The organism is Paenibacillus sp. ALE3 (assembly GCF_054113405.1).
Genome location: NZ_CM134214.1, coordinates 2,327,137 through 2,341,252 on the forward strand (window position 1 = coordinate 2,327,137; position 14,116 = coordinate 2,341,252).

A 14,116-nucleotide genomic window follows, 5' to 3' on the forward strand; every position below is an offset into this window, starting at 1 on the left:
CAAATGATCAAGAAACTTTGCATTCCTCCGTTTGGAAACGTTTCATTCATATTCCCCTTCTTCATGACTATTCATCTTTGTACAAGGAGAGCATTTCGAAATGAGGTATCGATGTTCGCAAGTATAACAAGTTTCGAAGGAGGCTCGAGAATGAGGAAAGTCAAGATTTATCAAATCAAGAATATTCCTAAGAATGACATGGGATTGTCAGTTCCGGATTCAGTCTATCAAATCCGGAATCCTGGATTTGAAACAGGAGATTTGACGGGATGGACCGTTGTCAAAGGCGATGCGTTCGGTCCGAATAGCGTAACCGACGAAACGACTTGGTGGGCGGAAAAAATACCGTATAACCAGGAAGGAGCTTATCATTTAAACGGCTGGAAGTATGACGAATCTGCGACAGGTATACTTCATTCCAGCACTTTCGTGCTGGGCGGCAGCGGCTGGATCAGCTTCAGGCTTGGCGGTGCGAAGAACCCAGACAAGGTATTTATAAATATTGTGGAAGTCGATACGGGACAAGTTATTGCCCGATACGGAAATAGCGCATTCGCCGACGTGGGCTTCCCAGATCCCGCGCTGGGCATGCGGCTTGCCAATATGGTGCAATACAAGGCGGATCTTTCCACATATTTGGGCAAGAAACTGTATGTGGAGGTCGTCGATAATGCAACCTCGGATTGGGGAGTCATTTTTGCGGACGCATTCTCCATGTACCATGAGTCGGAGCCAGCTGAAGGAATTGTTGCGACGGATATCAAGCCGGATTTCAAGCGCTATGAAATCGATAATCCAAGCTTTGAAACCGGAAATCTCGATAGCTGGACGGTTGAGGGAGATGCTTTTGAAGTGACTGATGAAGCTCATGCGAGCAAAGAAGGGAACTTCTATGCCAAGTCCTCCCTGCAAGGAAAGGGCTCCATCACTTCTAATACTTTCACGCTTCAGGGAACCGGAACAATTAACTTTACTATTTTGGATATCCCCAAACCAGAAAACGCCTATGTCGCACTTTACGAAGCGAACAGCAATACATTGCTTATGAAAACCGGGAATGTCAGTGCGAACGAGAAAATCTCATGGAAAGTGCAAGAACACTACAACAAAAAGCTCTATGTAAAAGTTGTCGATCATTCCAATGAAGCCAGCATTGCCGTTGATAGTTTCCAAGCAAGTGGTAAGGGTACTATTTTCTACTTAAACCTTGATGAAGGCGCAGGAAAGAAAGCGTTGGAGAAAGTACACAATCTTAAGCACGATGTGAACTATGTATTTAACAACGCCAGGTATATGGCATCGAAGGATCCGAGATGGACTCCGCGTGGAATAAAAGGCGGTGCCTTATTGTTCGATGGATACTCGAATTATATTGAAGTCAATGCAAACGATACTGTGCCTGTAAGCGACGCGTTAACCATCGAAGCTTGGGTTGCACCGCGTAGCTATGAGTGGGGAGACGGAAACAAGCTGTCTGCGATCGTAAACCAATCCGATCAGGATAAAGCGGAAGGCTTTTCTCTTGGTATGTATCGGCACGGTACATGGTCGATGCAAGTAGGCATCGGCGGTCAGTGGATTCAGGTATGGGTAAAGGATCACCCGTTGGAAAAATACAAGTGGAATTATGTGGCCGCTACTTTCAGTAAAGAAGATGGAAAAATTAAGTTATATCTAAACGGTGAGGAAGTGGCTTCCCAAGCAACCCCCGTCAACGTTCCGATCACACCATCTAGCGAAAGCCTGATCATCGGGCAAAATAATAAACCTGTAGAGTTAGCAGGGGTGTTCTCCTTCAATATGTTCAGCGGGCTCCTAGATGAAGTGAAGCTGCATAATAAAGCCCTTACGAACCAGGAGATACTTGCTGGATATGAGAGCGTGAAGGCGCTTCATGGAGGATCAATTCCGAAAATTCCGAATGCGGACATTGATGAGGATCCAAGTGTGTTTGACGGAGATCAGCACCGACCCCAGTACCACGCGATGCCTCCGCAAAACTGGATGAATGAAGCACATGCACCGATTTACTATAACGGCAAATACCATTTATTTTATCAACATAACCCGCAAGGTCCATTCTGGCATCAAATCCACTGGGGTCACTGGGTGAGTGACGATATGGTGAACTGGGAAAATGTAAGACCTGCTCTTGCGCCCGAAGCGGGCACCCTAGATCCGGACGGCACGTGGTCAGGCAGTGCAGCGTATGATCGAAACGGCAATCCTGTTCTGTTCTATACCGCTGGCAACGACTCCTTGTCGCCGAACCAAAGAATAGGGCTGGCAACTCCGGCGGATTTGTCCGATCCCTATTTGGAAAAATGGGTGAAATATCCTAAACCGGTAACGGAGCAGAACGGAAAAGGCATCCACAACGAGTTCCGCGATCCGTTTGTATGGTACGACAAAGAGGTGGACAAGTGGTATCAGTTAGTGACATCTGGTCTTCCAGACTTCAGCAGCGGCACAGCTTTGGTGTATGTATCTGATGATATGTACAATTGGGAATATAAGGGACCGTTATACGTTAGTGACAGAAGCCGTTATCCGGAGTTGGGTACGGTATGGGAGCTACCGGTGTTATTGCCGTTAGGCACAGATAGTACGGGCAAGCAAAAATATATTTTCATGATTAATCCCCATGAAAAGCCGGAGCATGTTCCTCCAGCGAGCGATGTGCAAAGAGATGTTGAGGTCTTTTACTGGATCGGGACCTGGGACCGGGATAACTTTAAATTTATTCCTGATCAGGAGGCACCCTCCAAAATGGATGTAGGTGACGGCTATTTAACCGCAGAGAGCGGTCTGGTCACACCCGACGGAAGAACGATCGTATTCTCCATGGTGCAAAATGTTAGAACACCGCAAGCCGAATATCAATCCGGATGGGCTCATAATTTATCTTTGCCGGTTTCCCTAAGTCTCGATAAGCATGATAAATTGCATATCGAACCGATTAAAGAACTGCAGATCCTTCGAGGGAAAAAGTGGGTTGATTTTTCGGACAAAAATTTGGAGAGTGCCAATCAATTGATTAAGAATGTCAAAGGCGACATGCTAGAGATTGTGATGGAGATTGATCCGCGTGAAGCCCAGAAATTTGGTCTCAAGGTGCGACGCTCGGAAAAAGGCCAAGAAGAGACGCTCATTTACTACGACAAGAAGAACGGGACATTTAACGTGGATCGAACCAAGAGCAGCATTGATCCGGATGTGCGTGTGGACGGCATTCAAGGAGGATATGTAGATCTTAAAGGAGAGAACTTGAAACTCCATATCTTTCTCGATCGCTCGGTCATTGAAGCCTTTGCAAATTACAAGAAGAAGCTGACAACTCGTGTCTATGTAGGCAGGTACGACTCCTTAGGCTTACAGATCTGGGCCGATGGCGATATCAATATCAAATCGATGCAAGTATGGGATATGAATGCCTTAACGGGTAAACCGGCTGCTCCGGTCTATGTAACCGATAAGTGGGATAATTCTGTGTATAAGGATATTACAGAGCTGCCTAACCATGATTTTGCTACGGGCGACTTAACGGGGTGGATAACGGAAGGAGACGCCTTCCAGAATGTCCATGTGACCAATACCCAGTTCTTCTGGGACAACATTTACTTCAACCCGTCGCATAAAATTCCGGGCGGCTACCATTTGTGGGGCTTCAACGAGCAAGCCGGCGGCGATAGCTTAACCGGATCGCTAAGATCTCAAAATTTCGTCCTTGGTGGGAACGGTAAGATCAACTTCCTTATCAGCGGGGGCCGGGATATGGATCGTCTGTATGTTGCGCTGGTTCGGGCGTCGGACGGCAAAGAGTTATTTAAAGAGACAGCAACTAATTATGAGGAATATCAACGGAAGATTTGGGATGCGTCGGATTATATCGGCGAGGAGCTTTATATAAAGGTGGTCGACCAATCAAAAGACGGTTTTGGACATATTAACGTCGATGATTTCAACGTACCGGTCCAGGTAAAGAAGAAAACCAACAACTGAACTCTTGTTAATACAGAATACCCGTGAGTCCTGCAGTCACTCCAAGCAAACCGAATAGTCAGATAGCTTGTCATTCGAAGTAGCAAGGAGAAGGGGAGGTACTTGTAAAACGAAGCAGCATCAATTTTATTTGGATGGGATATAAAAGTGTAAATTTTCATTCGCCATAATCCCTTGGCTGGAGCCATAGGATTATGGCTTGGTGAGCGCACATTAATGAAGAAATAATAACTTTTAACCTTATAAGGGTACGCCTTTTTTGCTAATCGAGAAAGAAGTTCGTTCCGGGTAAAAGCATGAGATCAAACCTTTGAGTTTTCGTCCTACTGATATAAACTAAAACTTTATTAGATCAATAAACTTCTGTGCTGCTGAAGATACAGGCATGTCTGTTTGTTGATATCTTTCGAGAATTTTTTCATTAAAAATATATATAAGCAGCCAGCTGTCGGTACACTCCGGCGGCTGGTTGTTGTCCAAAGAAAATGAAGTATAGACAATAACGCCCCATTAAACTAACGGTCAGTTTTGTTTAAAGAATACTTTCTCAACGACAAATATGAACTTATGCTAATATCAAATGAAAATATTAGGGAGGTGCACTGGAATGAGAACCGAGAAAGAAATGATTGAGTTAATAAAAGATGTAGCCCGAAATGACGAACGGATTCGTGCAGTCTATATTAACGGTTCAAGAACCAACTCTAATGCACCAAAAGACATCTATCAGGATTACGATATTGTTTACGTGGTTACTGAAACGGAGCCATTTATAAAAGATAACAAATGGATTTATGTTTTTGGCAATTTTATAATGATTCAAGAACCCGACAAATTAGACCACGGTATTGGTATAGATATGGACTTTGGAAGATCATACGGGTATTTGATGCTCTTAAAAGATGGAAATCGTATTGACCTTCATATTAAAACTAAAGAATCAATGATTGATGATTATGGTACTGATAAACTTACGCTACCTCTATTGGATAAGGATAACTGCCTGCCATCCATTCCTACTCCGACAGATATTGACTACCATATAAAGCAACCAACGATAGGGCAGTATGTCAGTTGTACCAATAATTTTTGGTGGTGTTTGTAGAATGTTGCAAAAGGAATAAAGCGGGACGAAATGCCTTATGCGAAGCATATGTTCGAAGAAACGACTAGGGCATCATTAGATCAGATGATTTCTTGTTGGATCGGTACTAGATATGATTTTCAAGTATCAAGTGGAACAAATGGGGAAGTATTCCAAAAAAATATTTGCCACATTTCTATTGGGATCTGTACAAAGCGACTTATTCCGATGGACATTATGAAAACTTCTGGAATTTAGTATTTGTGACTAGTGATTTGTTTCGTACTGTAGCTAAAGATGTTGCTGTACATTTCTCATTTGTTTATCTACTTGATGACGACATAAACATGACCGAATATCTTATACATCTCAGATGTTTGCCTTCCGATGCAACGGAAATATTTAAGAATTAAAAATAAATAATGCATATATTGGGCCGATCATCACAATGAGAAACGTTAGCTCAATAAAACAGCAATAGTCTAGGACTTTAATTGGCTCTACTAGATTGTCGCTGTTGTTTCTGCGTTGGTGTAAATGGTTGACTCAGCTGGGCATGACCGTGAAACCCGTTGATGCATCAAAATTTTTTGAAAACATTTGCGCTAGAATATGAATTTGAGCTATCAGGACTTGACTATGAGCTTGTTTACAAACATTTATTCACGGGAAATATAATGCTTATGGTCAATGAAATTATGATAGGTCGAGTCTTTGGTACCCGTCTGCTCATTAATTAATGATTTCAAATAAGCAATACGAAAGAGTCACCCAGGTGTAGGGCGGCTCTTTTCTTCGTATGACAGGTTAGCCAGATTGATTCCGTGTGTTTGGTTACACATACTTACTTGACTATGGGAAGAGAGCTTGAATAAATAAAATTACGTAAAATACATATTTGACGAATAATTATTTGAGAATTATAATTATATAAGGAGGTTATTATACATATGGACAAGCAAATGAAATTACACTATATGAACCGCGTTGATGAGAAACTGTCTGAACTACCTTGGTTCGTTACGGAATTTATAGATAGTAAAAAACGCAAGCTTTCACCCACAACACTTCTTAATTATTGTCACGATTATATTATATTTTTTGATTGGTTAGTTACAGAAAACTTTACCGCAGACAGCCGCAAAAACATTAATTTAGTCACTTTAGAGAAACTAACCATTCGTGAAGTGGAAAATTTCTTATCATTTTTGGAGTATCAACTCGGCAATACTAAGCTAACTATTAACCGTAAATTGTCATCACTAAAATCCTTATTTGATTACTTACAGAACAAGGCTGAAACAAGTGACCTAAAGCCATATATCCAGCGCAATGTTATGGCCAAAATGGATTTAAATGTGGTTAAAGAAAGCCAAGAAACCATTGCCAATCGTATTGATGGGAAAATTCTCAGAGAAGACGACTTTGAGTTGTTTAGGCTATTTGTAGCCCATGATTTCGGAGAAATCAATAAAGAGAATAAACGTATTCTCAATTTCCATCAATTTAATCGTGAACGGGATACAGCCATTGTCTCCCTCATTTTAGGATCAGGACTTAGGCTCTCTGAGGTAGCAGGCATTGACATTGAAGATCTGGATATGACTAAAGCTTTAGTGAGGGTTATACGCAAAGGTAATAAAGAACAATATGTGTATTTCAGCAAGCAAGCTCTACTTGATTTAGAAAATTATCTGCAGATCAGAGAATCTAGATATACCCCAGAAAAAAACGAAGCCTTTTTGTTTATTGCAGCTCCCATAGGCCGTAAAGGAAAAAGCAGACGCTTAACTCAGCGATCCATAGAGAAACTGATCGAAAAATATGCTGCAGCTTTTGGAAAGCCGGCTTTAACCGTACATTCTCTAAGGCATTCATTTGCAACGCGTTATCACTTGGAGAACAATGATGTGCCTAGATTGAAAAACCAATTGGGACATTCATCGATTCAAACAACAATGATTTATACACATTTAACAGACGAAGAGATGAGAAATGCAGTAAATAATATGGATAAATAATATGGATAAATAATATGGATAAATAATATTTTAGTAAGCCACCTTAAATATCTATTATTAATGACATTAATCTAGCCCTTATCAAAGAAATTAAGACATTAAACTAGTAACGTTCTATGAAGTGAAAAAATAATGACACTATAATAGTCTTCTTATAATAATTTGGTGTAGATGAGACCGTCCCACAATCACTAACCAAGGAATAAATATATTTATAGACATACTTTATTGTCATTATTCATAAAGGCACCATCATAATGTCAAAAGTAGGGGTAGTTTAATGTCGCTACACATCCGACAACAATCGTTGAGAAGAAGTTTTATCTCAGCAGCTCATGTAATACATATGTACAAAATACGGGTTTTGTGAATATGTATAAGGGAAACCCCGTAATTCATTTAAATTATAGAGATAACCTTTAATTTATTTTCCAATTCTAAGTGGTTCTTTCTTAGATCTTTGTCTGTAACAACTTCATGTATAATCCCGTTATTATCGCACCAAATTTTCTGTGCCTTTATTTGTTTCAATGTTCGGGAGTTACGCGGATTTTCGGGAGTTAACTCGAATTCATATTTAACCTCACAACATTTTACAGTTCCATCTTTCAACTGAATCCACATGTCAAAAATACTTGTATGTAGCTCACCATTAAAAGCATAGCTAATCTTAGGATATTGTTCACAATAAGCTTTGATTGCTTGTTTCTATTTTTTAAATTCGACGCTCCTACTCGACTTCTTAAAGCTGTTTAAAATATCCCCTCTTTATATACACCATAAAATAGATACACTAAAACAACGTTAGACCTATTAACCACTTTCTTAATACGGAAGTGCTTTAATGCTTTATAAAACTTAAAGGCAACTAAATACTGATGTTGCGCCATGCTGCACTTGACGTGTAGATTTTCCCCACATATAATTAAAGTCAATAAAACATATGAACAGTTGCTCATATGTTAATAAAATAGAAAGCTGGGATATGTATGGCAGGACATAATCATGGACATCGACACAACAATAAAAAAGTATTGCTGATCTCCTTCATCATCATCACTACTTACATGCTGGTCGAAGCTTTTGGTGGATTTATTACCAATAGTTTAGCTTTGTTCTCGGATGCAGGTCATATGTTATCGGATTCTCTTGCGTTGGCGATCGCTTTGTTCGCGTTTAAGTTTGGAGAGAAAGCTATCAATAAGGAAAAAACCTTTGGTTACAGGAGATTTGAAATATTGGCTGCAATGCTAAACGGTGTTACTCTGATTGCGATTGCCTTATACATTTTTTACGAAGCGATTGAAAGGTTTATAAATCCTCCAGAAGTAGCTACAGTAGGGATGCTAGTTATCAGTATTGTTGGCCTGTTCATTAATATACTCGTTGCCTGGATTATGATGCGAGGTAGCGATACAGAGCACAACCTGAATATGAGAGGTGCTTATCTGCACGTCCTCAGCGATATGCTGGGATCTGTTGGAGCGATTATTGCCGCTCTTCTGATGATGTTCTTGGGATGGGGTTGGGCAGACCCACTTGCTAGTGTAATTGTCGCAGTACTTGTCCTTCGCAGTGGTTACTTTGTTAGTAAGTCTTCCCTGCATGTGCTTATGGAAGGAACACCCCGTAACATTGATGTAGAGGAAGTCGTACAAGCCATTTCGCAGTTCGAAGGTGTGAAAGCCGTACATGATGTGCATATTTGGTCAATTACTAGCAACTTAAACGCTCTGACTGCGCATATTGTAGTTGATGGAAATAAAACAGTGTATGAAACCGAGGCCCTACTGCATAGTATCGAGCATATGCTGGAGCATAAGAACATTCCTCACTCTACTTTGCAGATCGAGTCCGAACAGCATAGACACGATAAATCCATTTTGTGCACTATAGAGTCAGGTGTGCCGGATGCACATGCACATCATAGCCATTAATAAAAGGAGGACTGTTTGACTTTTTTGGAGCGGCTGAAACCTCGACCGCTCCCCTAAGTACCAATGCACTCCTTGGAAATTTGTTCTGTAGACTAAGATCCAAGTCTGTTAACGCAAAATGGGTCATTCCTTCTTAAATGGAGCGATGGCATTTAGTATAAACCTCATTATTTTCTCAAAAGTCAAATTCATACCTGAATCGAGATAATTCAAGTCTGCCCACCATCACAATACGGTTTTTCGTACGCATCTTTACCTACGCGATTGCCCTTTGATACGATTCAATCAGTGATTCAAGGTGACCTTATTATTTTTGAAATGGTGACTTTTCCGTTCTCTTTACATATTAATAGCACCTGAAGCTATTCCCTCTGACTTTTCCAATCCAAAAAAGAACTGACCGTCGTAGCTTCTTTCTTTTATATGTCCAGTAGTATATAAATAAAGATTAATAAAATGAGTGGACTGTTTAATCAGTGCCTTTCATAAAATTCTGAGTCAAATGGAGTGAAGTCTCTTTTAGAGTATTAATAAAAATACGTGTCGCAGCACTCAGGTATTTATCTTTCCTGTAGATAATTCCTATATATCGAGCAAGATTAACATTTAAAATGGGAATAATTCTGATACGAGGATGGTTAAGGTACTCTAAGTAAGGTCGCGGTAATATAGTTACCCCTATCCTATCTATAACCATATTAATTAAAGATTGCATGGTTGTAATTTCAAAGACCGGTTCTGGAATAAACCCCACATCTTTACAAGCTTTATTTATAAGCTGTCTTATAAAATATTGTTCAGGAAGTAAGATGGAAGGTGTTGTTTGCAAGACTTCTATACCTAATTTATCCTGATTCTCTAACGGGTGTCCAACAGGCACTGCAAACGCCATTTCCTCTCTATATAAAGAAATGGTTTCTAATTCATCCCCTTTCATAGGTAGAAAAACAATGCCTATATCCAGCTTATTTTCTAACAGTTGTTTTTGAATATCCCCAGTACGTAATCCAAACACAGATATCTTAACACCAGGATATAGATGATGAAAACTACGTAATGTGGGCGGAATGAGGTAATTTTCAACGGTTAACAAGGTGCCTATAGAAATGGTTCCTCTTTGAAGGCCATTTAGTTCATCTATTGAGGTTTTTGCCTGTTCCAGTTCATGAAAAATGTTACGTGTATACTTTAAGAGTAATTCCCCTGATTCCGTAAGAGCCGTCTTTTTACCAATGCGATCAAATAAAAGTGTGCCAATTTCATGTTCTAACAAACGAATTTGTTGACTTAAAGAAGGTTGAGAAATCCCTACCTTTTCTGCTGCTCTTGTAAAATGTAGCTCTTGGCACACAGCGTAAAAATATTCAAGTTGTCTTAACTCCATTCTTAAACCTCCTGATTTAAACGGTAATAGTTCCTACCTTTGCATTTTGCAAGTTCATTAACATGAATTTCAATAGGAATACTATAAACAATCTTAGATATTACACATTATATCATAGGTTAAACCTATGGTTATTATATAAATAATTGAATTGTACTATTGATTGAACTGTCTTAGACTATTAGTTGCACAGAGATCCAAGTAAAGTCTTTAATCCTAAAAGTATAAATTCTTTAAACTGTGTAAAAATTTTGTGGGGGTGATGAGATGGGTAGTCAAAAAACAGAGATTATCTACTACAGTGAGTTTTTAATAAAGAGTAGGAAGCCTGCCGTTCGAGCATGTTCATGGAAATGGAAAGACATTTATCCATTACTCAATTAATCTGTATCGGAAGGCTTTCATTAAAGTGGCCGTGGAACATTGTCACTCATTCATAATCATACAGGGGATACGCATGGAACTTCATCAACTATGAAAGTAGTCGTCCAAATTTTTAAACCTGGTGGACATAATAAAGCTCATCGTCATACTAATGTAGCTCTCAATCTAGTATTTCAGGGCGAGGGTTATAGTATCGTGGATGGAGAAAAGATTGAATTGAAAAAAGGTGACCTATTCTTAGCTCCTCCTTGCTCTGCTCATGAACATTGCAACACTTAGCAAACAGAGGATGCTATTATTTACACGTTTTCAAAATGTACCGGTTCTTGGGTAGTACACCTCGTCACATAGTCAAAACAGATACACAAACAAAGAATAACTAGAAAAGATTAGTTAATACTTTTGGCCTGAAGAATGTAACCAAACTTTAAACAACATGAACATAGAACAATTTAGTCATTCAAATATATACCTTTTAAAAATTATCTGAAAGGATTTAGTATTTGACCTTATGTACAAACTAGTTCTTGTAATGTATATACACTGGAGGATATAACTGATGAAAAATTTTAATGTTGCTATTCCAACTCCCTTTCGTGATGATGAGAGCTTATATTTAGAAGGATTCAATCCTATTGTTAAACATTTAACAGATAACGGGATAGATTCACTACTTGTGTCTGCTACGACAGGCGAACAAAATTCAATGAGCATTGAAGAACGTATCCATATTATTGATTATTTTAATCAACAAAAATTTGAAAATGTTGAACTGATGTTTGGCGTATCAGCTACAACAACAAGAAATGCAATAAAACTGGTTAAAAAGCTTGAGGAATCTGTTTTTGATTCTATTCTAATTCAGTTTCCACCTTACATTCAGCCGACACAACAACAAGCTATTTCTTATATCAATGAGCTGCTACAACATACCACCAAAAACGTTGTCCTTTATAATAATCCTTTCCGAACAGGATTTGAGCTAAGTGCTGAATCATTAAAGACTGTTATTAACCAGAAGTACTCTAACCTTGTAGGACTTAAAGAAGAGAGTGATGCCAAACGTCACCATAATACTGACTTACCAGATGATTTCATCATGTTCGCTGGTGGAGATGTAAATCTTACAGAAAAGATAATGAATGGCTGTAATGGACTTTCTAGTATGGTAGGAAATGTTTACCCACAAGAAATCAAACAAATTTTTAATGACTTATTAATGAATAAACCAGTAGACCTTTGGAAGATAAAACAATTAATTAATAAAGTTACAAGTGGTCAAGCCATCATAAACATAAAAAATCACTATAATTCTTTAGGTATAAAAGTAGGGGCTTGTCGTTCTCCTATTAACTAACGGGAGAAGTCCAAAAATTCGCTTAATTTAATTAAAATGTTTAAAAGTAACCGTCAAGTAGAAAACAACATTTTATTATGTTCTCTGCTTTACGGTTACTATTGTGGAACAATATGGAAGTGTGGCAATCCAAACAATAAATGAATTGATTACCTAATTTAGAAAAGATTTAGTATTAAATGCGGAGGATCTATAGCGATCATGGGTATTTCACAAAAAACCAATCAACTAGGACAACCGAAACCGGATCTAAAGCCTAGAATAGGATTACTTATTATAGGTATCATCCTAATGGGAGCCAATCTCAGAGCCCCACTAACATCAGTGGGTCCACTAATAAATTCTATACGTGACAGTTTAGGCATATCTAATATACTAGCAGGGACAATAACTACAGTACCTTTACTTACTTTTGCATTCTTATCCCCTTTTGCCCCTAAGTTAGCTCAACGTTTTAGTACGGAGTTTATCCTATTTATTTCTTTAATCTTATTAACCATTGGATTTGGAATACGTTCTTTTGGTGGTGTAATAACCTTATTTATAGGAACAATCTTAATTGGTTCATGTATTGCCATTGGTAATGTATTACTCCCCAGTCTCATTAAACATAACTTTGCACAAAATGTAGGAATGATAACAGGGATTTATATAGTCTCTATGAATTTATGTGGAGCTATTGGATCCGGTATAAGTATCCCCATCTCCTCATTATCAGGATTAGGATGGTCAGGAGGTCTCGGATGCTGGGGAATCTTATCTCTTCTTACACTTTTCTTTTGGTTACCACTAATACAAAATCAACATAAATCTATTAGATTTGTACAAACTAAAAAGAAAGTTAAATCTATAAACTTATGGCATTCTAAACTAGCATGGAATGTCACGTTATTTATGGGTTTTCAATCCTTAATCTTTTATACCATGATAACGTGGCTTCCTGAAATTCTTCAACAAAAAGGGCTGAACACTCATGCAGCTGGCTGGATGTTGTCTTTAATGCAATTTGCTATGCTTCCTACTACGTTTATTGTCTCTATTTTAGCTGGACGTTTAAAGAAGCAGCATTCATTAGTACTGGTTTCAGTCGTCTTGCTTATTGGAGGGGTATTCGGTATCTTACACGGAAGCACGATCCTTATTCCAATATGGATAATTATGGTTGGAATTGGAGTGGGATTTGCCTTTAGTTTAGCTATGATGTTTTTTAGTTTACGTACTCAAGATACGAATGAGGCAGCAGAATTATCCGGTATGGCTCAATCATTAGGTTATCTTTTGTCTGCTATCGGCCCTGTCTTATTTGGATGGTTGCATGATGTGACACATAATTGGAATACTTCCTTACTGATGTTAGTTTTAACTTCTGTTATTATCTTTATCACGGGTATAGGCGCAGGAAAAAATGAATATGTAGCATAGGATACCAGTCAGTAAACAAGAATACTTGGTTTTTAACCCAGTCTCAAAAACATTTGTTTTTGGGACTTTTTTGTAATTGGTATTAATATATAAAGGGGAATGGATAGTTGAAAACAAGAGAACTTCTTACCGACTGTCGCTATTTTATTGAACTAACGTTTCCCGTGAGTTGGACAAGATTATTAGAACTGAATGCTAATCCGTACTGGGATTCATAAATTCACTTAATCATTAAGCTCCCTGGAAATGATTTAGTTTCCTCACTCAAGCTCATGGAAGCGCTGCATGCTATTGTGCCGAACGGTACGACATATTTCTTGCAAATTACAATTAATATCTATTTTACACAACTAAGATAAGCCGTCCCCGACCCTCAGCCTCCAGTCATTACATCGTATGGTAGTACCAACAGGGTATTCAAAATCACATTCACCAATAAGAAGAAGCCAAGCTTGCGACAAATGACATTAGAAGCAGGATTGCAAAAAGCATGAATGAATTCATGTTTCTTTTCATAATGGATAG

Annotated in this window: 9 protein-coding genes and 1 pseudogene; 8 read left to right on the plus strand and 2 right to left on the minus strand. The window is 38.7% G+C overall.

Annotated features, from left to right (window positions below; all coding sequences use genetic code 11):
- The first annotated feature begins 150 nt into the window (after positions 1 to 150).
- The 4 genes and pseudogenes from ACXHJ2_RS10475 (at position 151) to xerS (ending at position 7,107) form a co-directional block, all read left to right on the plus strand.
- Positions 151 to 4,002 carry a GH32 C-terminal domain-containing protein gene (locus ACXHJ2_RS10475; RefSeq protein ID WP_238791133.1) on the plus strand — a complete coding sequence of 1,284 codons (3,852 nt, stop codon included), beginning with the start codon at positions 151 to 153 and terminating at the stop codon, positions 4,000 to 4,002.
- Between the two features lie 625 nt (positions 4,003 to 4,627).
- A pseudogene (locus ACXHJ2_RS10480) lies at positions 4,628 to 5,344 on the plus strand (aminoglycoside 6-adenylyltransferase).
- Positions 5,272 to 5,499 carry an aminoglycoside 6-adenylyltransferase gene (locus ACXHJ2_RS10485; protein ID WP_342212801.1) on the plus strand — a complete coding sequence of 76 codons (228 nt, stop codon included), beginning with the start codon at positions 5,272 to 5,274 and terminating at the stop codon, positions 5,497 to 5,499. Before ACXHJ2_RS10480 ends, ACXHJ2_RS10485 begins: the two are co-directional and overlap by 73 nt.
- A 537-nt stretch (positions 5,500 to 6,036) precedes the next feature.
- Positions 6,037 to 7,107, plus strand: coding sequence for a tyrosine recombinase XerS (xerS, locus tag ACXHJ2_RS10490; RefSeq protein WP_165083951.1), 1,071 nt, complete (start codon positions 6,037 to 6,039; stop codon positions 7,105 to 7,107).
- Positions 7,108 to 7,506: 399 nt separating this feature from the next.
- Here xerS and ACXHJ2_RS10495 read toward each other — a convergent pair whose 3' ends face one another.
- On the minus strand, positions 7,507 to 7,806 hold the full coding sequence (locus ACXHJ2_RS10495) for a TnsA endonuclease N-terminal domain-containing protein (protein WP_165083974.1): 300 nt from the start codon (positions 7,804 to 7,806) through the stop codon (positions 7,507 to 7,509).
- A gap of 290 nt (positions 7,807 to 8,096) precedes the next feature.
- Here ACXHJ2_RS10495 and ACXHJ2_RS10500 point away from each other — a divergent pair, with 290 nt between their 5' ends.
- Positions 8,097 to 9,044, plus strand: a complete 948-nt coding sequence (locus tag ACXHJ2_RS10500; protein WP_165083949.1) for a cation diffusion facilitator family transporter — start codon at positions 8,097 to 8,099, stop codon at positions 9,042 to 9,044.
- 469 nt (positions 9,045 to 9,513) lie between these two features.
- Here ACXHJ2_RS10500 and ACXHJ2_RS10505 read toward each other — a convergent pair whose 3' ends face one another.
- On the minus strand, positions 9,514 to 10,428 hold the full coding sequence (locus tag ACXHJ2_RS10505) for a LysR family transcriptional regulator (protein WP_029515234.1): 915 nt from the start codon (positions 10,426 to 10,428) through the stop codon (positions 9,514 to 9,516).
- 474 nt (positions 10,429 to 10,902) lie between these two features.
- On the opposite strand from ACXHJ2_RS10505, the gene ACXHJ2_RS10510 reads away from it, so the two are divergent.
- The 3 genes from ACXHJ2_RS10510 to ACXHJ2_RS10520 all read left to right on the plus strand — a co-directional run bounded on the left by ACXHJ2_RS10510 (position 10,903) and on the right by ACXHJ2_RS10520 (position 13,591).
- Positions 10,903 to 11,091, plus strand: coding sequence for a cupin domain-containing protein (locus tag ACXHJ2_RS10510; protein WP_165083947.1), 189 nt, complete (start codon positions 10,903 to 10,905; stop codon positions 11,089 to 11,091).
- Between the two features lie 280 nt (positions 11,092 to 11,371).
- Positions 11,372 to 12,169 carry a dihydrodipicolinate synthase family protein gene (locus ACXHJ2_RS10515; protein WP_102163732.1) on the plus strand — a complete coding sequence of 266 codons (798 nt, stop codon included), beginning with the start codon at positions 11,372 to 11,374 and terminating at the stop codon, positions 12,167 to 12,169.
- Between the two features lie 201 nt (positions 12,170 to 12,370).
- A complete protein-coding gene (locus ACXHJ2_RS10520) occupies positions 12,371 to 13,591 on the plus strand; it encodes a CynX/NimT family MFS transporter (protein WP_165083945.1) in 1,221 nt (406 codons plus the stop codon).
- The last annotated feature ends 525 nt before the right edge of the window (positions 13,592 to 14,116 follow it).